This window comes from Streptococcus infantis (genome assembly GCF_047463615.1).
Taxonomy (GTDB): Bacteria; Bacillota; Bacilli; order Lactobacillales; family Streptococcaceae; genus Streptococcus; species Streptococcus infantis_X.
In genome coordinates, this window is record NZ_JASHDO010000009.1 from 17,834 (window position 1) to 41,486 (window position 23,653).

Annotated in this window: 26 protein-coding genes and 1 tRNA gene; 3 read left to right on the plus strand and 24 right to left on the minus strand. The window is 39.0% G+C overall.

What is annotated here, in order from left to right; genetic code table 11:
- Positions 1-123: 123 nt before the first annotated feature.
- From QM874_RS08060 to QM874_RS08085, 6 genes are all read right to left on the minus strand, one after another.
- Positions 124-1,107: an acetylxylan esterase gene (locus QM874_RS08060; RefSeq protein WP_414271177.1), complete on the minus strand. Its 984-nt coding sequence runs from the start codon at positions 1,105-1,107 to the stop codon at positions 124-126.
- 369 nt (positions 1,108-1,476) lie between these two features.
- A complete protein-coding gene (locus QM874_RS08065) occupies positions 1,477-2,403 on the minus strand; it encodes an ATP-binding cassette domain-containing protein (protein WP_414271178.1) in 927 nt (308 codons plus the stop codon).
- A gap of 10 nt (positions 2,404-2,413) precedes the next feature.
- A complete protein-coding gene (locus QM874_RS08070; RefSeq protein ID WP_414316890.1) occupies positions 2,414-3,481 on the minus strand; it encodes an ABC transporter ATP-binding protein in 1,068 nt (355 codons plus the stop codon).
- A gap of 8 nt (positions 3,482-3,489) precedes the next feature.
- The gene (oppC, locus tag QM874_RS08075) at positions 3,490-4,416 is read right to left on the minus strand and encodes an oligopeptide ABC transporter permease OppC (RefSeq protein WP_414271180.1); all 927 of its coding nucleotides are present in this window, start codon (positions 4,414-4,416) and stop codon (positions 3,490-3,492) included.
- Positions 4,416-5,912, minus strand: a complete 1,497-nt coding sequence (locus QM874_RS08080) for an ABC transporter permease (RefSeq protein WP_371620815.1) — start codon at positions 5,910-5,912, stop codon at positions 4,416-4,418. The genes oppC and QM874_RS08080 overlap by 1 nt, the downstream gene beginning before the upstream one ends.
- A 65-nt stretch (positions 5,913-5,977) precedes the next feature.
- The gene (locus tag QM874_RS08085; protein WP_414316891.1) at positions 5,978-7,957 is read right to left on the minus strand and encodes a peptide ABC transporter substrate-binding protein; all 1,980 of its coding nucleotides are present in this window, start codon (positions 7,955-7,957) and stop codon (positions 5,978-5,980) included.
- A 180-nt stretch (positions 7,958-8,137) separates the two neighbouring features.
- Between QM874_RS08085 and QM874_RS08090 the strand changes: the two genes are divergently transcribed.
- Positions 8,138-8,208: transfer RNA gene (locus tag QM874_RS08090), tRNA-Cys, on the plus strand.
- 175 nt (positions 8,209-8,383) lie between these two features.
- Here QM874_RS08090 and QM874_RS08095 read toward each other — a convergent pair.
- The 14 genes from QM874_RS08095 to QM874_RS08160 all read right to left on the minus strand — a co-directional run bounded on the left by QM874_RS08095 (position 8,384) and on the right by QM874_RS08160 (position 18,880).
- Positions 8,384-8,815, minus strand: a complete 432-nt coding sequence (locus QM874_RS08095) for a DUF2335 domain-containing protein (protein WP_414316892.1) — start codon at positions 8,813-8,815, stop codon at positions 8,384-8,386.
- A complete protein-coding gene (locus tag QM874_RS08100) occupies positions 8,799-9,005 on the minus strand; it encodes a hypothetical protein (RefSeq protein WP_414316893.1) in 207 nt (68 codons plus the stop codon). The genes QM874_RS08095 and QM874_RS08100 overlap by 17 nt, the downstream gene beginning before the upstream one ends.
- A gap of 174 nt (positions 9,006-9,179) precedes the next feature.
- Positions 9,180-9,887: a CHAP domain-containing protein gene (locus QM874_RS08105; protein ID WP_414316894.1), complete on the minus strand. Its 708-nt coding sequence runs from the start codon at positions 9,885-9,887 to the stop codon at positions 9,180-9,182.
- Between the two features lie 117 nt (positions 9,888-10,004).
- Positions 10,005-11,336 carry a hemolysin family protein gene (locus QM874_RS08110; RefSeq protein WP_414271182.1) on the minus strand — a complete coding sequence of 444 codons (1,332 nt, stop codon included), beginning with the start codon at positions 11,334-11,336 and terminating at the stop codon, positions 10,005-10,007.
- Positions 11,337-11,452: 116 nt separating this feature from the next.
- A complete protein-coding gene (locus QM874_RS08115; protein WP_414316895.1) occupies positions 11,453-12,283 on the minus strand; it encodes a DNA/RNA non-specific endonuclease in 831 nt (276 codons plus the stop codon).
- A 151-nt stretch (positions 12,284-12,434) separates the two neighbouring features.
- The gene (locus tag QM874_RS08120; RefSeq protein WP_414316896.1) at positions 12,435-12,629 is read right to left on the minus strand and encodes a DNA-directed RNA polymerase subunit beta; all 195 of its coding nucleotides are present in this window, start codon (positions 12,627-12,629) and stop codon (positions 12,435-12,437) included.
- The gene (murA, locus tag QM874_RS08125; protein WP_414316897.1) at positions 12,616-13,902 is read right to left on the minus strand and encodes a UDP-N-acetylglucosamine 1-carboxyvinyltransferase; all 1,287 of its coding nucleotides are present in this window, start codon (positions 13,900-13,902) and stop codon (positions 12,616-12,618) included. The genes QM874_RS08120 and murA overlap by 14 nt, the downstream gene beginning before the upstream one ends.
- Positions 13,903-13,927: 25 nt before the next feature.
- Positions 13,928-14,158 carry a DUF1146 family protein gene (locus QM874_RS08130; RefSeq protein ID WP_414316898.1) on the minus strand — a complete coding sequence of 77 codons (231 nt, stop codon included), beginning with the start codon at positions 14,156-14,158 and terminating at the stop codon, positions 13,928-13,930.
- Between the two features lie 55 nt (positions 14,159-14,213).
- On the minus strand, positions 14,214-15,251 hold the full coding sequence (locus tag QM874_RS08135) for a SepM family pheromone-processing serine protease (RefSeq protein ID WP_414316899.1): 1,038 nt from the start codon (positions 15,249-15,251) through the stop codon (positions 14,214-14,216).
- Positions 15,235-15,723: a pantetheine-phosphate adenylyltransferase gene (gene coaD / locus QM874_RS08140; protein WP_414283309.1), complete on the minus strand. Its 489-nt coding sequence runs from the start codon at positions 15,721-15,723 to the stop codon at positions 15,235-15,237. The genes QM874_RS08135 and coaD overlap by 17 nt, the downstream gene beginning before the upstream one ends.
- Positions 15,713-16,252, minus strand: a complete 540-nt coding sequence (gene rsmD / locus QM874_RS08145) for a 16S rRNA (guanine(966)-N(2))-methyltransferase RsmD (protein ID WP_414316900.1) — start codon at positions 16,250-16,252, stop codon at positions 15,713-15,715. Before rsmD ends, coaD begins: the two co-directional genes overlap by 11 nt.
- A 60-nt stretch (positions 16,253-16,312) precedes the next feature.
- Positions 16,313-17,305 carry an aspartate--ammonia ligase gene (asnA, locus tag QM874_RS08150; RefSeq protein WP_414269687.1) on the minus strand — a complete coding sequence of 331 codons (993 nt, stop codon included), beginning with the start codon at positions 17,303-17,305 and terminating at the stop codon, positions 16,313-16,315.
- A gap of 96 nt (positions 17,306-17,401) precedes the next feature.
- Positions 17,402-18,085 (minus strand): Bax inhibitor-1 family protein, encoded by a 684-nt coding sequence (locus QM874_RS08155; RefSeq protein ID WP_414316901.1) that lies wholly within the window; start codon positions 18,083-18,085, stop codon positions 17,402-17,404.
- A gap of 54 nt (positions 18,086-18,139) precedes the next feature.
- Positions 18,140-18,880, minus strand: coding sequence for a TrmH family RNA methyltransferase (locus tag QM874_RS08160; protein ID WP_414316902.1), 741 nt, complete (start codon positions 18,878-18,880; stop codon positions 18,140-18,142).
- Positions 18,881-18,913: 33 nt separating this feature from the next.
- On the opposite strand from QM874_RS08160, the gene QM874_RS08165 reads away from it, so the two are divergent.
- Together QM874_RS08165 and yidC are read left to right on the plus strand one after the other, a co-directional pair.
- Positions 18,914-19,192 carry an acylphosphatase gene (locus QM874_RS08165; RefSeq protein WP_001174500.1) on the plus strand — a complete coding sequence of 93 codons (279 nt, stop codon included), beginning with the start codon at positions 18,914-18,916 and terminating at the stop codon, positions 19,190-19,192.
- 77 nt (positions 19,193-19,269) lie between these two features.
- Positions 19,270-20,196, plus strand: a complete 927-nt coding sequence (gene yidC / locus QM874_RS08170) for a membrane protein insertase YidC (RefSeq protein WP_414316903.1) — start codon at positions 19,270-19,272, stop codon at positions 20,194-20,196.
- Positions 20,197-20,336: 140 nt separating this feature from the next.
- On the opposite strand, the gene QM874_RS08175 is transcribed toward yidC, so the two are convergent.
- The 4 genes from QM874_RS08175 to QM874_RS08190 all read right to left on the minus strand — a co-directional run bounded on the left by QM874_RS08175 (position 20,337) and on the right by QM874_RS08190 (position 23,652).
- Positions 20,337-21,428 carry a sensor histidine kinase gene (locus tag QM874_RS08175; RefSeq protein WP_414316904.1) on the minus strand — a complete coding sequence of 364 codons (1,092 nt, stop codon included), beginning with the start codon at positions 21,426-21,428 and terminating at the stop codon, positions 20,337-20,339.
- Positions 21,398-22,084, minus strand: a complete 687-nt coding sequence (locus tag QM874_RS08180) for a response regulator transcription factor (protein ID WP_414316905.1) — start codon at positions 22,082-22,084, stop codon at positions 21,398-21,400. The genes QM874_RS08175 and QM874_RS08180 overlap by 31 nt, the downstream gene beginning before the upstream one ends.
- 61 nt (positions 22,085-22,145) lie before the next feature.
- Positions 22,146-22,865: an ABC transporter permease gene (locus QM874_RS08185; protein ID WP_414316906.1), complete on the minus strand. Its 720-nt coding sequence runs from the start codon at positions 22,863-22,865 to the stop codon at positions 22,146-22,148.
- A 1-nt stretch (position 22,866) separates the two neighbouring features.
- Positions 22,867-23,652 carry an ABC transporter permease gene (locus QM874_RS08190; RefSeq protein ID WP_414316907.1) on the minus strand — a complete coding sequence of 262 codons (786 nt, stop codon included), beginning with the start codon at positions 23,650-23,652 and terminating at the stop codon, positions 22,867-22,869.
- Position 23,653: the final 1 nt, after the last annotated feature.

Sequence of the window (23,653 nt, forward strand, 5' to 3'; positions counted from 1 at the left end):
AGATTCTACTTTCAAATATATTTGGAAGAATCAAACTATTTGAAACTACTTTCTTGCCATCCAAATATATTGAAAAGAACCCTGTAATTCATTCAAAATCACAGGGTACTTCTTCCTAAGCCTTTATTGACCTACATAGGTAAATGGGATTTCACTGCCACACAACCAATTGTAAACTTGATCATTAACATGGACGTTCATAGCTTCGTGTGCGTATTCTGGCATCAGGCGATAGCTCTTCTCACAAGTCAAACGATTGTAGATAGCAAACTGAGTGATTGGATAGCAAACATCGTCATCAAGCCCAGTAATCATTCGAACTTCCCCCTTAATGCGATGGGCAAGATTTTTTACATCGATATAGGCGAGCGTCTCCATAATCTGCTCTTCAGTCTCATGGAATGGATCATGGAACTTAAAGTAACGAAAGAGCTCATCATAGGCTTCGCTGGTATTTCCAATCTCTAGCACTCGTCTAAAGTCTGATAAGAATGGATAAATAGCAACTGTACGTTTGATACGTGGATTTAGCCCCGCAGCCACTAGAGCTAGTGCCCCTCCTTGAGAAGCTCCATAACTAGCCAATTGCCCCTCATCTACTTGAGGGAGACTAGCTATAATCTCAATCAATTGATAAATATCAAGATAAACATCCTTATAGAAGAGTTGCTCTTTTCCTTCTACTGCACCACGGATGATTTGGCCCTTAACTGTATTTCCGAGAGGTGAACGCAAGCCATCTTGTGAATAACCAGACTGCCCTCTTACATCCATAGATACAACACCATAACCAGCTACTGTAAAAGCTAGCATATCTGTCCAATCCCAGCAACGTCCCATATAGCCATGGAAGTGGAAAATGACAGGTACTTTCTTTTCTGATTTTGGCAAGACTATACGCGCATAAACAAGGCCATCACGGGTACCCTTAAAGCTTAACTCATAACACTTCACATTGGGAATATGAAAATCACGTTCTTCTAGTTGGTAATCTGGCAAGACCGAAACCTTATCAATCTCACCATCCCAAAAAGCGTCAAAGTCTTGTGGAACTTCATCTCTTCCTCTGTAAGTTTCCATTTCTTCCATTAATGCTGGGTTTCTCATATAATTCTCCTTAATTTTTGTAACCGTTATCATAACTCTAGCACACAAAGTAAGGCAATGCAAGGTAGATTCTTAAATAGAAAGTGATTTTAATTTTGCAGCTTCAGCGATGCTAGTCTGAAAGTAGTTTTATAAAACTATCTTCTCAAAGAGCGAGCAAGATAAGTCATTAGCACTTTTTGACTTTCAAAGTTCTGTAGGATTGCCTTGCTTTTTTCCTACCATTTACTTTATTTCGTTGATCTTCCTACTTTATCAACTTTTAGACTTGTCTTTGCTTATCGCTTTTCTTTTTAAGTGATTCCTTTCCTACAAAAAAAGTTTCATAATCTCCATAGACTAGATCTATCAAGATTATAAAACTTTTTCTTATTTCAAATTATTTTTATAACGTTCCAACTCAGCTTGGTTCCCCCAAACATAATGACCTGGACGAATTTCAACCATTGACGGCTTATCAGTCTCATAGTCATGTTGATCTGGATCATAGACTTTCAAGACTTTTTTACGTTCCAAGATCGGATCAGGGATTGGAACTGCTGATAGGAGAGCTTGAGTATAGGGATGGATTGGATTGTTAAACAATTCTTCCGTCTCAGCTACCTCAACAATGACACCCTTGTAAATTACCGCGATACGATCAGAGATAAAACGAACCACTGACAAGTCATGGGCAATAAAGAGATAAGTCAAGCCCAATTCCTTTTGGAATTTCTTAAGCAAGTTCAACACTTGGGCACGAACAGAAACGTCCAAGGCTGAAATTGGCTCATCAGCAATAACAAAGTCTGGTTGCATAACCAAGGCACGAGCGATACCAATACGTTGACGTTGTCCACCTGAGAACTCATGTGGATAACGTGTCAAGTGTTCTGCCAAAAGTCCAACTTCACGAATGATATTTTGAACTTTTTCTTTTCTTTCTTCCTCATCTTTAAACAGATGATAGTTGTATAGACCTTCAGAGATAATGTAGTCAACGGTTGCACGCTCATTCAAGCTAGCTGCTGGGTCTTGGAAAATCATCTGAATTCGACGGATTAACTCCGAAGCTTGTTCACGTGATTTCTTTCCGTTAATTTTTTGCCCTTCAAAAATGATGTCCCCATTGCTGGTGTCATTAAGACCGATAATAGCACGACCAATCGTTGTCTTACCACTTCCAGACTCTCCAACAAGTGAGAAAGTTTCTCCTTTGTTGATAAAGAAGTTCGCATTTTTAACAGCGACAAATTTTTTGCTTCCTTCACCGAAGGAAATTTCTAAGTCTTTAATTTCTACTAATTTTTCAGACATTTCCTTCCTCCTAGTCCTCAAGATGTGTAAAGCCCATCTTTTCACGAATCTTGTCGTGTAAATCTGCAATCACCGCTGGTTTTTCAACTTTTGGAGCTTGTTCATGAAGCAACCATGTCTTAGCCCAATGGGTATCAGATACTGCAAACTGAGGTGCTTTTTCCTCGAAGTCAATCTTCATAGCATAATCTGAACGAAGAGCAAAAGCATCTCCCTTCAATTCAGTATAAAGCGATGGAGGTGTTCCAGGGATTGAGTACAATTCACCTTTGTCATCCGCAAGTTGTGGCAAGCTTGACAAGAGGCTCCATGTATATGGATGACGTGGGTCGTAGAAAATTTCTTCAACAGTACCATATTCAACAATTTCACCAGCATACATAACTGCAACTTTATCAGCGATACTTGCTACGACACCTAGGTCGTGGGTGATAAAGATTGTTGTAAAGTGGTATTCGTGTTGAAGTGACTTCAACAAATCAATAATCTGTGCCTGAATGGTCACGTCAAGAGCTGTTGTCGGCTCATCACAGATAAGAATGTCTGGACGACAAGCAAGAGCAATCGCGATAACGATACGTTGACGCATTCCCCCAGAATATTGGAAAGGATACTCGTCAAAACGTTTCTCAGAATCTGGAATACCAACTTTATTCATATAGTCAATAGCCATCTCTTTAGCTTCTTGCGCAGTCTTGCCTTGGTGTTTAACAATAACTTCTGTGATTTGACTTCCGATTGTCTTGATAGGGTCTAGACTGGTCATCGGATCTTGGAAGATAGTTGCAATCTTCGCACCACGAATACTTTCCCATTCTTTATGAGAAGATAAGGTTGTCAAATCTTGTCCTCGGTAATTAATACTACCTTGTGCAACACGACCATTTTCTTCCAACATTCCTGTGAATGTTTTTGTCAAAACTGATTTACCTGAACCTGACTCCCCAACTAACGCGAGGACCTCTCCCTCAATCAAATCGATGGAGACACCTCGAATAGCTGTCAAAATCTTGTCACGAACATCAAATTCCACGACAATATCTTGAGCAGTCAAAATTACATTTTTTCCTTTTATCATGTCTACTCCTATCTATGTGTACGTGGATCACTAGCATCCGCTAGGTTTTGACCAACAACGAACAGTGACAAGGATACCAAGACCAAAGTTGTCAATGGAATCCAGAAGAGGTATGCATTTGTCGTTACGTTTTGAGAGTAATCTGAAATCAAACGACCCAAGCTAGGAACTGTAATCGGCAATCCAAGTCCAAAGAATGATAGGAAAGCTTCATATGAGATAAAGGCTGGAAGCATTTGCGACGTACTCGTAACAATAACAGATACCAATTGTGGCATAATGTTTTTCACAATAATCTTATAACTTGGTGTTCCCAAGGTTCGTGAAGCAAGGTTATACTCTAAATCACGGTATCGTAACATTTGGATACGAATTGAGTGAGCAACATTAATCCAGGTTGTTACACTCATGGCAAAAATCAAGTTCCAGAAACCTGCACCGATAGAGTAAGTCAAAACAATAACGATCAAAAGTGATGGGATATTGTTGATAACGTTGTAGACCTCCATCATGATACGGTCAACTGATTTTGAGATCCCCCAAATTCCACCAATGACAACACCGATAAAAAGGTTGACAAAGGTCGCAATGACAGAAATCAAGATAGAATTACGAGCTCCAAACCAGACACCATCAAAGAGAGATTTACCATTACTATCTGTACCAAACCAATGCTCAGCATTTGGTTTAATGTAACGAGCGCTAAAATCATTTACCTTACTTACATCATTGAAGTCAAAATCAGAGAACATTGGGTAAATGAAACTCATCAAAACAACTGCAATCAAGATACCTAGCATGATTACTGTTGATTTCTTCTTCAAAAATTGTCTAAAAACAGAACCCCAGTATGAATAGGCAGGAGCATCAATTGCTTCAGAGGCATAATCATCACGTTTTACAAACTGAAATTTTTCATTACTAATTGTAGACATTATTTGCCTCCTTTCTCTGTCAATTTAATACGTGGGTCAATAATGGTCATCCAAATATCTCCAATAAGGTTTGAGAAGATTGAGACACAAGTGAAGATAAAGACGAGACCAACTACCATATTATTGTTTGAAGCTTTTACAGAGTCGATCAACATTTTACCCATACCTGGGAAGGCAAAGACTGTTTCAGTAAGAGTTGCTCCACCAATAACACCAATAATTGAGCCTGGGATACCAGAAACGAGTGGTACCATAGCATTTTTAAAGATGTGCTTATCAGAAATCTCTTTCTCAGACAAACCTTTAGCACGAGCAAAACGAACGAAATCTTGTGATTGCAAGTCAATCATATAACGGCGAATCCAAATTGCCATAGTAGGTGCTCCTAGCAAGCCCAGAATCACTGCAGGAAGGACATAAGAACGCCAATCACCAGCACCCAAGATTGGGAATGAGTCTGGGAAGCCGATTGAAGAACCAATCAAACGAATAATATAGACTAGGGCAATCGTTGGAAGAGCCAACAAGAACGTTAGAGTCCCTGTTGAGAAACTATCGATCCAAGTGTTTTTGAAACGAGCCATTGCTGAACCAAGAGGAATCGCAATCGCATATGAAATCGCAAGACCAATCAAACCAGTGATAGCAGAACTTGCAATCATAGATGGGTACTGATAGTTGCTCTCAGTAGCTGTATATGGATCATCTTTACCGTAGTTGGCTACTTCACGAGCATCAGCTTGACTCGGAGATTTATAAGTTCTTGAGTAAATATTTACTGATGATGTTTTCTTACCAGTTGGGAATTGAACTTCAGAAGTCTTCGTTTGTCCTTGTCCTTGTGTAATAACTTGAAGAACAGGAGTATTTGCATAAGTTGGATAAGAATCTCCTAGGTTCAAGTTGACAAAGTTTTGGTGAACAAATGGGAACTGACTATTGAAGTACAAGAGGTATTTGTGTTTAGTACCTGAACCCACAAGAGACCAACCGATAGCAGGGTCATTCTCAAAGCGCAAATAACGCTCTAAGTTAGGATTCTCAGGGTCTTGGATCTTGTTTGTATGGTCAATATCAAGCAAGTTTGCATAGAATTTAAACACACGTTCAAAAATAGGAATTTCACGTGTAGCGTAGAATTGTCCACTCTCTGTAAACTCACCTAGAGTCCAACCATTCCCAAGTTGTTGGATATATTTTTCATAGATTGCTTTATTTGTATCATTTGCATCTACTGTAACAGAAGAGTCAATGCTACTAGCTTTTTCCTGCAACTCTTTCGTATCATAATATTCGATATAACCCATACGCTCAAAGACGGTATTTTCATAGTTATCACGTTTATCAGCTGTGGTTGCAATTTTATTGTAGTTAGTATCTTGTTTGAAGATCAACTTCCGTGGAACCATCGTATAGATGATTGTGTAAATCAAGGTCGTTACTAAGAAAATAGAAACCAACGACCGCAAGATACGCATAAAAACATATTTTTTCATATTATTTCCTTTAAAATCCCAAAAGAACCTTCTCCTTTAGGAGAGAAAGTTCTGATGAGCATTATTTATTTCACATGACTCGCTAACTCTTTTTGAGCTTTTTCGTTTGATTCAGCTTTTTCTTTGAGCCATTTTTCACGAGCTTCTTTGTACTCTTTGGTTGTTACAGTGTTAGCTTGCAATTTAAGGTACTTGAAGTATACATCTGAACCTTTATCACCAGATTGAGTGTAAGAGGCCGAGAATGGTACTACACGAGAAATAACTGGCGCTGCTCCTGAAGATGACATAGCTGGAAGGAAGAGTGAGCTATCTGTCAACCAAGCTTGAGCTGCTGCATATTTCTCATAACGTTTGTTAAGGTCACTTGTTTCATTACCAGCTTCTTCAAGCAACTTGTCGTAGTCTTTCAAACCAACTTGGGTAACTGCTGGATTTGATGGATTGTCATAACCCATGTAAGTCTTTGTTTGCTCGCTGTTACTTGTTTGCAAGATATCAAGGTAAGTTGATGGGTCTTGATAGTCTGGGTTCCATCCAACGGCACCTGAAAGATCCCAATCCTCAGCTGCTGCATTCGGAGCATAGTAAGTGATGTTAAATAATTCATCTTTTGTTACTTGTTGGATATCGATGACTACATTTTCTTCACCAAGAACTTTTTCAACAGATTGTTTGAAGGACTGAATACGCGCAATGTAGTTCTTAGCAGTTTGGTCAACTGGAATATCCAAGTGAATTGGGAATTTCACGCCATCTGCTTCCAAAGCCTTCTTAGCTTTAGCAAATTCTGCTTTCGCTTTATCAGCATTATAAAGACCATCTTGACCATCTGCAAAGTTTACATCTTTCCACTCATCACCATAAGAAACAACTTTCTCAGTAACCAAGTCACCAAATGTTTTCTCACCTGCAGAAACAAAGTCTGGTTTTACAAATAGGTTACGAACAGCAAGCGCTGCTCCATCTTCACCATTCAGCTGAGCAGAGTATGATGTACGGTCAAATGCAAAGTTCAAAGCTTGACGGAAGTCTTTGTTAAGAAGGGCTTTCTTAGTAGAAGTCTTTTCTTCATCAGTTGTTTTTGATGTATATTTATAGCTTTGACGGTCAATATTAACACCCAAACCAGCAATACCAGCTCCTTGTGGAGTATAGTAAATGTTGTCTTTGTATGTTTCTGCGATTTTAGAATAATTTGAACTTGTTGGGAAGAGACGGGCGTAGCTGTATGCACCACTTGTAAAGTTACGTTCGATTGATTCTTGGTCTGAACCATCATAGAATGCAAGCGTCACAGTGTCTAAGTGAACATTATCTTTATCCCAATATTGCTCATTCTTCACAAACTCAACAGAAGACTTAGCAGTTAATCCTTTAAGCAAGAAAGGACCATTGTAAAGCAATGATGTTGGATCTGTTGACTTACCAAAGTCTGAACCTTTTGATTTTTCAAACTCTGCATTCAAAGGCCAGAAGATTGAGTAAGACATTTTAGAATTCCAATATGGCTCTGGTTTGTTCAAAGTGTATTGAAGAGTGTAGTCATCAACAGCTTTTACACCAACAGTTGAAAAGTCAGTTGAGTTCCCAGCCACATAATCTGCCAAACCTTTTACAGAATCTTGAGCAAGATACAATGCTTCTGATTTCTTATCAGCTGCGTGTTTCAAACCTGTAACAAAGTCATTAGCAGTTACTTCTGCATATTCTTCACCATCAGCTGTGAGCCATTTTACACCTTTACGAATCTTATAAGTGTATGTCAAACCATCTTGAGACACTGACCAATCTTCTGCAACTGCAGGAGTGAGGTTACCATATTTATCATTTGTAAAGAGTCCATCGATACCATTTGAAGTGACAACTTTTGTACTTTGCTTACCAGAGATAAGGTAGTCCAAAGTTTCTGGATCAGCTGTATATACATATCCGTAGGCTTTTGGAGCCTCAGCATTAGATGATTTTGAAGAACCGCAAGCCGCGAGAACACCTGTTGCAAGTAGGGCTACGCCTGCTACTGCAAAAATCCGACTTTTTTTCATATTACTTAACTCCTCTTTTGAAATTAATAAGATAATGCTTATTATACCACAACCACTTCAAAAAGTAAACGAATTTTCAGAATATTTTGTCGCACACATTTTGAAAGTCGGAAAACTTACATTTTCAGAAAAGAAACTATTGACGAGATTTAATTTAAAAGGTATAATAATAAAAGTTAAGGCGGTATAGCCAAGTGGTAAGGCACGGCTCTGCAAAAGCTTGATCGTCGGTTCAAATCCGTCTACCGCCTTATTTATACTATTTTATAGGAATTTTTCCGAAAAGAAAGCCCGATTTTACGGGCTTTTTTATTCTTATTTTCGGATAAAAAAGGATAACTTTAAAAAACTTTTGGGGCGAGTTTGGGGCGAGGGTGTTTTTCAGAGCAAACAAAAAAACCGCAAGCATGAGCCTGCGGTAAAGAACTATTCTTTTTCTTTGTTTTTATTTTGATTATTCCCTGTAAACAAACCAATTAGCCCTAGTGCAGTAGTTCCAGTTAACACACTACCTGCAATTTGTTTACCTGTCGCTATTAAGTAAATTCCACCAATAATAACAACAAGAGCAATTAAAAAGCCAAATAGCTGTCCCAATTTATGAGAAGTAATATTCCCTGATAAGTATTTATCTTCCATAGCTCTACGATGTTGGCTCTCTGTAATACCATTATCAATAATCTTTTGAGCAGCATCCGGATATAGCTCTTGATACCCTTTAAGAATATCTGGATGAGGTAAATCACCTTGATAGATTTCCAACTTCTGCAGAACTACTTGACGCTGTTCATGTGGTAAGCGCTCGACTTCATCAACAATATTATTGACTTCAATCAAATCTTTATTCTCGGTATCCAAATTTCATTACCTCTTTCTGAATGCCCATAGTTGATTTCTTGTAATCACTTTTGACTTTCTTCCAGTATGGGACTGTATCAGCTTTTACTTTTGAAATGTTCTGATTAAAGCTAAAAACAGGCAATACAATTGCTGTCATACCAAGTAAAAAAGACTTAAAGTATTGAGGTTGTTTTGTATTTTTTAACATACCAAATTCCTCCTACTCGCTCCATAATATTTTTTTGAATTAACTTGATTATGACATCTTTCTTTAAAAAAGTCAATGTTCTTACTCTTTTTAATGAAAAAATCCCCACAAGAACGAGTCCTGTGGGGTAGATACACGTTTTAGAAAAATTTTCCTTTCATTTTATTTTTTTAATTATTTCGTAGTGATCAAGCCGTCTGGCTCGATTGTGAATTCTGCCTGTTCGGCCAATCGACCATCTTCAAGCATGAGATAGTAGCCACCATTATATGGCACGAAGCAGTCGGATTTCATATCGCCATTTTCAGCGTCCAGGTAATACCATTTCTCATAGTATTTAACCCATCCAGTCTGCATGGCACCGTCTGCATTGAAGTAGTACCATTTGCCATTGATCTTCTTCCATCCGCTATTGGTCATGTACCCGTCCTTGTCAAACCAGTACCACTTACCATCCGTATGATGTAGACATTGGTTCGCATACATATAGCCGTTGTCATTGAAATAGAACCAGTTACCGTCTACTGCTTCAAATTTTGAAGTAGGGTATGAGCCATCTTTACGACTCCACCACCAGCCAGTCCCGTCATGTTTCCAGCCAGATTGATCTTCTTGAGGTGGAACGATATATCCGACAATCGAATTGACTGAACGCTCATAATATCGACAAAGTCCACCTACTTCTAAGAAATCAGCGTTACCATCGATATTCTGCTCGATGGTTTTAATCGTTGAGCCGTCAGAGTCCTCGTAAACAAACCCAGTATGGCCATAGTTCACACCATCACCAGCTACAAAATTCTTAACGAAGAACCACCCAGCCTTTGGATATTGAGCGCCATAGACTACTTGTAAGCCTGCTACTTCTGCAGACCGTAGCAAGTCAATAGCGTTACCCCAAAGACGGATGCCGCCTCTATGATTCAGAAGACTCCAAACGGAGTCTTTTTTATAAAATGGAGAAGCTTTACTGGCCGAGGACTAGTAAAGCTTCTTTTGTTAATCAGTTTCTTCTTCCAGCTCAATTTCTGTAATTTGAACCTTCAACTTGGTCACACGGCCATTTTTGACTTTGTCATTAGTCAATGTAATGTGTTTGTTGGCACTTTCCAATTCATAGCTAAGTTTTTCAGTTGTTGGAATAGTCCCGACACCCGTCAAATAATAACCAGCGATTGTATCTACATCATCACTTTCAAGTTCAACATCGAAATAACTATTGAAGTCGTTCAAGTTCATCGTACCTTGAACAATGTAGGTATTCTCACCAATAGTGTGAACATAAACCTCAGCACGGTCAGTTTCGTCGTCAATCTCTCCGACAATCTCCTCAAGGAGATCTTCTAGTGTAACTAGACCAGCCATACCACCATACTCATCCAAAAGGATTGCCATCTGTCTTTGAGTATTTCTAAACTCTTTTAATAAATCATCCACAAAAATCGTTTCAGGTACAAAGAGTGGATCTTGCAAGATTCGCTTCCAGACGATATTGTCAAACCCGCTGACAAAGGCTTCTTTAAGGAGGCTCTTGGTGTGAACCAAACCAATGACATTGTCCTTGTCTCCATCATAAACAGGAATACGAGAAAAGTTCTGTTTCAAGATACTTTGGATAATGGTTTGAGTATCATCCTGAATATCTACCATAAAGGCATCTGTTCGAGGAACCATGACTTCACGTGCCATGAGCTCGTCGAGTGAGAAAATCCCCTGCAACATTTCAATTTCATCTGCATCCAAGGTTTCTTCACTCTTAGTTAGCATGTACTCAATCTCATCACGAGTCATTTTTTCATCTGCATCGTCAAATTTCATTGGAGTCAATCGACTCAATAGATTCGTCGAGGCAGATAGCAACCAAACAAAGGGACTAACAATCTTGCCAAGTCCAATAATAACCGGGACAGAGCGAATAGCTAAGGCGTCCTTGAGATTTAGAGCAATCCGTTTTGGGTAGAGTTCACCAAAGACAATAGAAATATAGGTCAAGAAAGCTAATGATAAGAAGCTAGCTACCGCATAGGCAGTTTCACTATTCCCCATCCAAGAGGCGATTAACTCTCCAAGTGAATCTGCTAGTTTAGCCCCTGACAAGATGGTGATCAAGGTGATACCAACTTGAATGGTTGATAAAAAGTGATTAGGGTTTTCAAGCACCTTTAGCAAACGGATATAGCGTTTATCTCCCTCTTCAGCTTTTTGCTCAACACGCGAACGACTAAGTGAAACCATGGCCATTTCTGTTGCAGAGAAAAAGGCATTTAAAAAGGTCAAAACAACTAATAAAACAAATTGCAGTAACAAATCCTGACTGCTCGGGTCTTCCATTTTCCTTCTCCTAAATAGTATAATTGAGTCTATTATACCACATTTTTTCTCTTCTACACATTATTTTACGATTTCAATAGTTAATCCCCTATCTGATGTGATAAGGGATTTTTAGTCTATTTTGCTTTGGTAACCGTAACTTGACCTGTTCGGTAGTCAAGCTGAATTCCAGTTTGGACATTCGGAATGACGACGTTAAACTCCAACTCCCCATCAGAGGACTTGGCTTCAATCTGAGAAGCTGACGGCACCAAATCTTGCTCAGTAGCATAGAGTAATGTTACGCGGTAACGAACTCGTTTGTTTTGATCTAGGGCTTTTCGAACCAAACTCTCATAGTAGTTTTGGCCTGTCGAATCTTCGGCACGCGCTTGGTTGGCCCAAGCTGTCTGTACGGCAATGTTTTTAGGATTGCTAGTAGAAGCATCGAAGCCATCTAAACCACCGATTAAGGCATAGCCCAACAAATGCCCTCTATCAACCGCATGGTTGTAGCTTCCCTTTAGATTCTTAACCTGATGCCAGCCTGCTGGCGTCCAAGATGTTGAACCATTCCCAGTCTCTTCACGATCCTTGTATTGTCTGGTCGCTTTTGACATAAGGGCATTTGCTACTGTAGGAAGCGTCTCCCCACCTACAGTTTTTGTCTTGTTATCGGCATAGGGTTTACTTGAAACCTTTGCGTCTAAATTAGTCTTATTACCATTGACGATAAAGGCTCCTGCTCCATTCCATTCAAGAGAACCCTTAATTTGTTTTTTGATAGAAACCGTCAGGACACTTTCAGCTAATTCTTGACTTGGAGCATCCGATGATTGAGACTTCTGCTTTACTTGCGTCTGAGGCACAGAGTTGGAAGCTTGCATCTCCTTGATATAATAACTTCCTGCTGACAAGAGCAGAAAAAGCAAGAGACCTACTAGAGTCTGTCTAGTTTTTTTATTCATATTTTCTCCTTATACTCTTCGAAAATCTCTTCAAACCACGTCAGCTTCAGCTTGCCGTGCTCAAGTAGAGCCTGCGGCTCTCTTCCTAGTTTACTCTTTGATTTTCATTGAGTATTACATTCAATTCCTAGAAAAAGGCTGGTGTCCCAGCCTATTTCCCTGTAAATTTTGTGATGAGTTCTTGCCATTTTGCTGGCGCCAAAATAGCCCAAGGGTCTTCCCCTTTTCCTAGTATGCCATAGCCAATCATCAAACCAATAGCAAGAGCTAAAGCACCTAGAAGGAGAACTACCATAACCAAAACAAAACGACGCAATACATATTTGGCTTCTTTATTCATCTTCATCAGCTTCCACACTTACCCGTTCAATCTTAGCTCCTAACTGAGCCAACTTTTCATGGAAACGGTAGTATCCTCTGTCCAAGTGAACAAGTTTTCCAACAACTGTCTCTCCTTCAGCCACTAAGCCTGTTAAAATTAAGGCCGCACTAGCACGTAAGTCAGTTGATAGAACTTCTGCACCTTGGAGGCACTGTCCGCCGATAATACGAGCTGTATCACGAATAATTTCTGAGTGCAAGCCCATTCGACGCATCTCTTCTAAATGTTGGAAGCGATTCTCAAACACAGTCTCCACCATGGTTGACTCACCTTGAGCTACCGTCATCAAGGCCGTAAACTGGGCCTGCATATCTGTTGGAAATCCCGGATGTGGTAATGTCTTAACATGAACAGCCTTTAGCTTGTCCCGCTGTGAACGTACACGAATCCCTTCATCCTCATCAATGACTTCAACTCCCATTTCGAGCAATTTAGCTATCAAGGGACGGTTGTGTTCCCAAATGGCATCTTGAATCAAGACATCTCCACCGGTCATAGCAGCTGCCACCATGAAGGTTCCAGCTTCGATACGGTCTTGCACAACATTGTGAGTCGCACCGTGCAATTTCTCAACACCCGTAATGGTAATAGTTTCTGTACCAGCACCTTTGACTTTGGCACCCATTTTATTTAGTAGAACAGCTAAGTCTACAATCTCGGGTTCACGCGCAGCATTTTCAATGACAGTAACACCATTAGCAAGAGTTGCCGCCATCATCAAGTTTTGAGTAGCCCCTACACTAGGGAAGTCCATATAGATATGGGCTCCATGCAAGCGTTCTGCCTTAGCTTCGATATAGCCTGCCGTCTGTGTAATCTCAGCCCCCATCGCTTCGAGTCCCTTTAGGTGAAGGTCGATAGGGCGACTACCAATGGTACAGCCACCTGGCATAGAAACCTTTGCGTGTCCTACACGAGCCAAGATTGGCCCCAATACTACAATAGAAGCACGCATCTTGCTGACATACTTGTAGGGAGCTTCTTCTGTGATATCCCCAGTTGCATCAACTTCGATAATATGAGCATCCTGATCGAAATCAACCTGAGCATGCAATCCACGAACTACTTGATTCATGGTAAAGACATCTGATAAGATTGGAACATTTTTTAAAACAGTTTTTCCTTCACTTGCTAAAATAGTTGCCGCTAGCAGAGGCAAAACTGCATTTTTTGCGCCCTCGATGGTGACACTTCCAACCAAGCGATTATCGCCACCTCGAACTACAATTTTTTCCATAAAATATTTTCCTTTACTTACAATTTTAGAATAGCGCTCTAATTGCTTCTTGCCAGAGTTGGTAGAGATTTAGGAAAAAGGAACTAATCAGATATCCTAAACCGATACTAAACAATACTACCAAGAGTCGAATCTTCCCCGCATTATCCTTGGTCACCTTCAAAATCTGATCCCATTTAACCAGGTCTTTCAAAAGTTGAAAGACTAGATAGACAAAGAACATATGACTACTAAGGGTAAAAAATAATTGAAACATCGGCCTATTATACCATCTTCTCTTTTTCTACGCTAGTTTATGGCTCCCCTACTTTTTAGGGATTATTTTTCAAATAATCAATCGCATCCTGAAGTGTTTTTACTGGAACAATCTTCATGTCTGTTTTAATCATTTCTGCAGCTTCTACAGCCGTATCATAATTACTTTTTGCATGTGGATTGGCTTTTTTAGCTTCTTCAGTTACTGGATTGTTAGGAGCAAAGAAGACTGTTGCTCCTTTTTTAGCTGCTGACACAACCTTTTTATCAATCCCACCAATATCACCCACATTGCCATCTCTGTCAATGCTTCCTGTACCAGCTACGATACGACCATTCCGAAGAGTTGGTTCTGCAATTTGTGTATAAATAGATAGACTAAACATGAGCCCAGCACTAGGTCCACCTATACCTGCCGTTGAAAAACGAATCGGGACATCACTAGTCACTTCCGTGCGGTCAATCAGGCCAATCCCGATACCATTTTTCCCGTTTTCCAGAGTAATAATTTTCCCTTCGGCAGACTTGATTTGCCCATCTTCTTCATAGGTGACCTTAACCTTATCTCCTAGAGCTTGAGAATTGACATAGTCAACTAAGTCCTTAGAACTTTCGAAAGTTTTATCATTAACAGCTGTTACTGTATCAGCAATATTGAGAATCCCTTTAAAGGTCGAATTATCAGTCACAGTTAAAACATAGACCCCAAGGTAGTTGAGTTCTATCTCTTTTCCAGCAGCCTTCAAGCCTTGGTATTTGGCCATGTTCTGCGAAGTTTCCATGTAGAATTGGTTGATGCGGACAAATTCTGCATCTGATGAACCACCTGTCATTTCCTTAGCACTATGAATATCCGTGAAAGGTGTTAGCCAAGCATAGATCAAATGAGCTAGTCGAGCACGTTGGACACCAACTGTTACAAACTGGTAAGAACCTTCCTCTTGATCAGGTTGATTATTTACCTGTAATACCTTACGAATATCCTCTGAAGTCCCTGGAACCTCAATGTAATAAGGCAGGGGCACTGTAAAAGCAACAAAGGTAATGATAAGTCCCACAATCAGGTATATGGGCCATCTAGTCTTTTTCTTCATCTTCTAATTCCTCCAAGACAGTATTTGGCACATATCCACTGATATCTTGACCAAATTTTAATAGTTCTCTGACAGCTGAAGAGCTAATGTGTATATGCTCTAAACGACTATGGAGATAGATCGTCTCTAGTTCACTTGCCAGCTGGTGATTGTAATAGTCAAAACTGGCTTCATACTGGAGGTCTGTAGCATTGCGTAATCCTCGCACCAAGACCTGAACTCCAAGTTTTCTAGCAACGTCAACTACCAATTCATCGTGAGAAGCCATCACTTCCACATTTTTGAGATGTCCCACTGCTTTTTCAACAGTCTTCTTTCGACTCTCTATCGGTAAAAATCCCATTTTGTGTGGATTATAAAAAATCCCGACATACAATTTATCAAAGAGCTTACTTGCACGCTCGATGAGATCCAAATGTCCATTAGTCATCGGATCAAAGGAACCTGTAAACAGCCCAATCTTATCTGACATAAACCGTCACCTTACTAATCCCATATATTTTTTCCTTCCAAATGCCCAAACAGGCGATTTCTTCTGGAAGTTCTACTGATTTATCGGTCTCACATACCACCATGACATCCTCTGAAAAAATATTTCTCTCCGCCATTTTTTCAATATCTGACACGATTTGTTCTTTTGCATAGGGAGGGTCCAAAAAAATAAGATCAAAGACACCGTCCACCTGCTCTAATGCACGACTGGACTCCATTTTCAACAATTGAAACTTGGAAGTTTCCTTGGTCATCCGAATATTTTCTGCGACTATGTTCTGGGCTCGGCGATCCTTCTCGACCAGAACGGCACTGGACATTCCTCTTGAGACCGCTTCGATGGATAAACCACCACTGCCAGCATAAAGATCTAGCACACGTCCTCCTTCAAAGTAGGGACCAATCATATTAAAAATAGCTCCTCTTACCTTATCTGAAGTTGGTCGAGTTGTTTTACCGTCCAGCGTCTTTAAAGGACGCCCTCCGTAGATTCCTGATACGATTTTCATACCGTATATTATACCAAATTCTTATCAAAAAAAGAAAATCGAACCTTACGGCTCGATTGATTAAAGAATATTTTCGTAAGTATCTCTCACTTCTTGAGGCCAAACACTGGTTTGAACTTCTCCGATATGCTTTTTACGAAGCAGGAACATAGCCATACGAGACTGACCGATCCCTCCACCGATTGTCAATGGGAAGAGTCCATTTAGGAGAGCCTTATGCCATTCTAAAGTTAGACGGTCTTCGTCTCCTGTGATAGCTACCTGACGGCGAAGAGTGTCTTCATCGACACGAATTCCCATTGAAGAAAGCTCAAAAGCTGCACCAAGATTCTCATTCCAAACTAGAATATCCCCATTCAGACCCTTATAGCCATTTTCAGATTCTGTTGTCCAGTCATCGTAGTCCGGTGCACGACCGTCATGAGGTTTTCCGTCTGATAGCTCTCCACCGATACCGATCAAGAAGACCGCTCCAAATTCCTTACAAATGGCATTCTCACGTTCTTTTGGAGTCAAATCCGGATAACGTTCGACCAATTCTTCTGTATGGATAAAGGTAATCTGTTTTGGTAAGATAGACTCAATATCGTAGCGTGCTTCGACTGCAAGTTCTGTCAAACGGATGGCCTTATAAATCTTTTCTACTGTTTCTTTAAGATAAGCAAGATTGCGTTGTCCGTTTGGAATAACTTTTTCCCAGTCCCACTGGTCCACATAGACTGAGTGAGTTGCATCTAGCGAATCTTCATCTGGTCGAAGAGCTTTCATGTGAACAAAGAGACCTTCTCCTTCACCAAAACCGAATCGAGCCAAGGTATGGCGTTTCCACTTAGCAAGGGAATGCACCACTTCATAGGTTTCATCTGGAATTTGCAAAACCTTAACAGAAACTGGATGTTCAATCCCTGAAAGGTTATCCTGCATACCATCCCCAACCTTACTCAAGATTGGCCCCTGCACTTCTACTACTTCTAACTTATCTTTCAAATACTGGGTAAAGGTATTTTTTACAAAGGAAATTTCTTCCTGTTGATGAATAAAACTTTTCTTCATACATCTCTCCTTTTAAATAATAAAATGATTATACCCTTTTGCCAGTAAAAATAAAAGTAAAAATTAAAAAAAGAGCTCATTTGAGCTCTAAAAGTATTAATCGTCACTTCCAAAGATACGCAAGAAGCTAAGGAATACGTTGATAAAATCCAAGTAAAGACTGAGCGCCAAAGAAACTGCCCAACCTGTTGCAACCTGACCACCTGACTCCTCATAAACATAGCGAATCTTTTGGTTGTCCCAAGCAATCAAGCCTGCAAAAACGAAAACCATGATAATGCTGATGATATAGTCAAAAAGGCTACTGTTTAAAAAGATATTGACAATCATAGCTAGTATGAGGCCCACTAAAGCTGCCAACAAGGCACGTCCCATACCGCTCAAATCCTTCTTAATCACAACTCCGATAAGAGCCATCACAAAGAAGAGAGCTGCACTAGAAACAAAGGCTGTTAAAACAGTACCTGGGGTGTAGAGCGAAACAACGAAACTCAGTGTAAAACCGTTTAAAACGGAATAAAGCAAGAAAATTGGCAAGGCTGCTGGACTATTCTTTAAAGCCATACTACTCGCTACATAGACCAGAGCAACTTCTACAAAGCCCGCAACTATTAGCCACACACGAGCATTCATCATAATTTGAACGAGCAAATCCTGGAAAGTTGTCAACATGAGTCCTGAGACAAGGGCTGATAAGCCAATTCCCAAACCTACAAAAGCATAGACTTTTGCATAAAATTGATTCAAGCCTGAACGTTCTTGAATAATTGTTTGATTCATATCTTTTTTCTCCTTATGAAATCTTTTTACTGATTATAACAAAAATAAAATGATTTAACTCAAATAAAACATGAGTATACCCGCTGCAATGGCAACATTGAGACTTTCCGCCTGGCCCTTCATGCTGATATGAACCAGTTGGTCCGCCTGCTCTGCTATGAATGGACTAATACCTTGACCTTCATTCCCCATGACCAAGGCGAAATCCTCTTGATAAGCAAGTTCACGATAATCTTTAGAGTTTTGGGACAAGGTAGTTGCTAGAATGGGCAAGTTATTCTTTTTAGCCTTTTCTACAAATGTTTCAACAGACATGCGATAAATGGGCAAATGGAAATGGCTGCCTTGCATGGAGCGAAGAGTTTTGAGGCTATAGATATCTGCTGACTTGCTTGAGACAATGACTCCAGAAAAACCTGCCGCATCTGCCGTCCGGATCATAGTCCCAACATTTCCAGGATCCTGCACATTTTCTAAGAAAAGATATTTCCCCCGACTCAAATCAGGCAACTGCTCCTCTTCCTTTTGAACAATGGCAACGATACCCTGAGGAGTTTGTGAATCTGCTAAATCGAGCAAGATTTCTTCAGTAACAAAGACAGTCTGGGAATAGTCCATTAATTTTTCGCCATACTCTGCAAGGGCAAATATTTTCTCAATCTTTGCACCAGCCTGAATAGCTTCTTCAAACAGATGCCAGCCCTCAATCAAGTAAGAGGTTTTCCGATATTTTTTTTGATGCAATTTCTTGGCATTTTTCACCACAGAATTGGCTTTAGAGGTTATAATAGTCATAGAAATATTATAACACAATCAAGGAGGTTTGGTATGCAAAAGGTTAAAATGATCGCCCAAGGTCGCGTCCAAGGAGTGGGCTTCCGTTGGGGAGTCTATAGTCTGGCTCTAGAACTAGGTGGCATCACGGGTCGTGTCTGGAATAACGATGACGGAACAGTTGAGATTTTGGCTCAAGCTGAGTCTTCTGCCATTATGGCTAAGTTTATCCAAGAGATCCGAAAAGGCCCTACACCTTTCTCTAAAGTAACCTACCTAGATGTGCAAATGAGTAACTTCCCATCCTATTCGGATTTCAAAGTCGCAAATTAGGTCCAGAGAACTATTGTATATTTTCCAAAAAAACAGTAGAATAGAAAGGTATAATTTTTAAAGAAGGAATAAAAACAGTGAAATCAATTAAACGAATCGCTCTCTCAGTCATGGGAGTGGCTATGCTATTAGTCTTGACAGGTTGTGTCCAGGTTGATAAAGCAACAGGTAAGCCAATTGGTCCCGTTTGGGATTTCTTGGGTGCTCCGATGGGAGAAGCTATCAAATACTTCGCTAATGACCAAGGCCTCGGTTTCGGTGTTGGAATCATCATTGTAACCATTATCGTCCGCTTGATTATCCTCCCACTTGGTATCTACCAATCATGGAAAGCAACGCTTCACTCTGAGAAGATGAATGCCCTCAAGCACGTCCTTGAACCACATCAGACTCGTCTGAAAGAAGCAACGACTCAAGAAGAAAAATTAGAAGCTCAACAAGCTCTCTTTGCTGCTCAAAAAGAGCACGGCATCAGCATGTTTGGCGGCGTGGGATGTTTCCCTATCCTCATTCAAATGCCTTTCTTCTCTGCTATCTACTTTGCTGCCCAACATACTGAAGGAGTTGCCCAAGCAAGCTACCTAGGAATTCCTCTAGGCTCACCTAGTATGATTTTGGTTGCCTTTGCTGGTATCCTTTACTATCTTCAATCACTCCTTTCTTTACATGGAGTTGAGGATGAAACTCAAAGAGAACAAATCAAGAAGATGCTCTATATGAGCCCTCTCATGATTGTCGTGTTCTCTGTCTTCTCACCAGCCAGTGTTACACTTTACTGGGTTGTCGGTGGTTTCATGATGATCCTTCAACAATTCATCATCAACTACATCGTTCGTCCAAAACTTCGTAAAAAAGTACGCGAAGAACTTGCTAAGAACCCACCAAAAGCAAGCAAAACTTCAAGCACTCGTAAAGATGTAACCCCTGAACCAGCAACAGCTATCACAACTTCTAACAAGAAGAAAAACAAAAAACGCAATTCTGGAAAACAACATTCTAGATAAAGCTACGTGTATTATCCAATAATTAAAAAACGAATGAATGACAAATAGTTTTCATGAACTAGGTATCATTCATTCGTTTTTATTATCTACTTTCACATCTTAATTTATTTAAATCCTATAACAACAAATTAGTAAGTAAATCACTTTGATTTAATACAATTGAGAGTCATTAAAACTTCTGCTCCCTCGTCTCTATTCCTCAGTTCGACTTGGCCTTTATGCAGTTTTGCAACTCTACATACAAAACTAAGTCCAATACCATAATGTTGCTCTTTAAACGATCTAGCTTTATCCATACGATAAAAGAGCTTCCCATAATTATTTAAAACTTCTTCTGGAAATTCAGAGCCATTATTCCATATACCTATTTTTAATTCTTTTCCCTCTTGCTCTACTCTAATTTTAATTTTAGGATTCTGTTTATCTGCGTACTCCAAAGTATTTGTTAATATATTTTGTATCGCTCTAACCAAAAGATTTAAATTAATGTGATAAACCTCATCATCTCGAATAGACTGTTCAAAATTTATTTTCATTTGATTTTGAATGATGAAATATGCCTCATGCTCCAGTATATTTACAAAATCTAAAGCATCACAATCCACCCATTCCGCCTCATCATCATAGTAAGTTTTAGAATAATGAATCAACTGATTAAAATAATCAAGTAAGCGTTGACTAGCACGAACGATATCTGCTAAACATTCTTTAGATTGCTCATCTTTAGTGGAAGTGTGCAAAAATTCTGCATTCCCTTTGATGATAGTTAGAGGTGTCTTCAAATCATGAGAAGCTGCTGAAACCTGAAACATCAAATCTTCTTTCTGTTGCTTCTCATCATCTAATAGCTGTCGAATACGATCTTGCATCACAATAATGCGATTACCAGTCTCACGAAATTCCTTAACTGTTAATCTTTCTGTACATTCGCTTTCAAGCCACATACTATTTTCATAAATCAAATTCATTTCATAACTTAGTTTTTTCAACAATTTACCAATGTGATAACTTATTAGAATAATCAATAAAACACAAATATATATCCATGATGACACATTGAAAAAAATTGATTGAACATCATTATTTTTAAGAGGTTTCCCATCCTCCATTATTTGTATGGATACAGAAGCTAAGGGAATAAGATAGGCCATTAATAAGCCAAGACTAAACTGCCAAATAATTCTCCAACAGGTTTCTCGAATTAATTGTCTAAAACTTTTGACTCTACCCATTGATATCCTCCACCGTACAAGGTTTTAATTGGATTTAATTGATAAGGTTTCAGCTTTTGACGAATTTGATAAATATACTCTGAAACCGAACGTAAAAGAGCTTCTGAACTTTGTGGATATAAATAATTATAGATTTCCTCTATAGAATATATTTTATTTGGGTGACTTGCTAGAAGGCTGACAATATCAAATTCCCTACTTGTCAATGGAACCTTATTATTCTTTATAAATAGTTCCTTACTATCAGTATATAGTACAAGCTTCCCACTTTTTATCTGATGAACAGTTCCTTTAGTCCGTTCTTCACGACGTAGGTGCATTTTCACACGCGCTAAAAGCTCTGGCATACTAAAGGGCTTCATAATATAATCATCAGCTCCTACATTGATTCCAGCCACCAAATCTTCATCCATATCCTTAGCAGTTATAAAACAGATAGGAACAGATATCTGCTCGCGAATCATCTGACAGACTTCTAAACCACTAACAGGCATCATAATATCTAATAAAATCAAGTCAAATCCTGTAAAATCACAAAGATCAATCTCTTCTATGTTATTTCGTATGACTACTTCATACTTTTCATATTCTAGTACCTTTTTTATTATACGAAGAATATCAAGATCATCATCTACCACTAATATTTTGTAAGCCATAACTCACCCCCTTGAATATATTATAACACTAACTGAGAAAAAGACAGGATAGCCCCTATCTTTAGCGTACATTTCTTTCTCTAAGTATCAGTGCAGCAACTACAAAAACAAGTAATAACCAAACTATTTGTATCCCTAAGCCTTGCCACACTGGATAATAAAGTGATAAAGGATGGATATAGTAACAGTTCATACTAGCTAGTAAGGGTAAATTTCTAAATAAAGAACTGAATTGTAATAACATTTGCCCTAGCCCCAATAAAAGTGATAAACTTATTCCCAAAATTAAGGTAAAAGACCGGAAAATAAATACAAAAATACCACTTAAAAGAGAGAAGGTTAAAATAGAAATACAAACTGGAAATAGGATTGTTAGAATATTTTTAATGTTGCTCAAAAGATTGATATTGTAATATCCTTGAGCAAATAGTATACATACTGATATTACAGCTAGCAATAATACAATTTCCACACATAACACAATAGCTAGTTTACATATTATAAATTTTAAACGATCTGGACATGTAAGAAAACTTGTACGAAGACTAGAACCTGTAAATTCTTGACCTATAAATAGTACAGCTAGACTGATAAAACCTGCCTGTCCTAAATAGAGACTTTGCAGTAGCTGTTCCAAAACAAAGTGTAGAGTCAACTGATCTGGTTTACTATTTAAAAAAATAACCATCGGCGGAACACAAAGTAATAGAGCACCTATAATCAACCAATGCCAAGGATTCATCATAAACTTGAGATACTCACTTTTAAATTGCTCTTTCAACTCATTCCCCTCCTCCAACATCTGACTGAAGTACGCGGTAAATTGCCAAAGCCAAGAATGATAAATTCCAACAAAGTAAAAGCAAAATATTTTGTAAACTATTCTGTTCTAACATTTGAGGAGATGTAGCAATCAATCCATAGCTCAATGAAACTGGAAGAAATTTTGCAATTGATATATGGTCGGCTAAGAATGTTCCTAAATTGTAGACTTGAGGAAGCAAAAACAATAGGGGAACAAGGGCTTTTTTAAATGTTAAAGCCAGAATATAGGCTAAAAGTCCCAACAATGTCCAAGATATACTGTCCAAAAACATATAGAACCAAACTGTCCCATTTAGTGAAAATATCAATAAACCATCTTGTCCTAAAACATAATGTGTCATGTTAATCGTCAGAAATATTGATAGGAAGGAAATGACAAAAGAAAATACCAGCCAAATTAATGTCTTTGAAACTAGGAGAGTAATTCGACTCGTATTAGAGAGGAGGCTTGTACGAATAGCAGAGTCTTTATACTCTTCAGCTCCGTAGATTGAGCCTAAGATAATCATAAAAAAAATGCCAATTAGAGTAACATCAAATCCTAAAAATTCAATAGGTGGAATAGCTTCTACTAACTCTGGATTTGTCTCTGGTGTAGCATGGATACCAACTGAAACAATTTGAGAAGCACCAATATTTGCTAAAAACGTTTGAAGTACTAGTATCAAGAATAGTACAACATGAGTAGCTCTCTTATAAAGTAATTTCAATATTTCAGAATGAAGAGAGTAAATAAGTGCCATG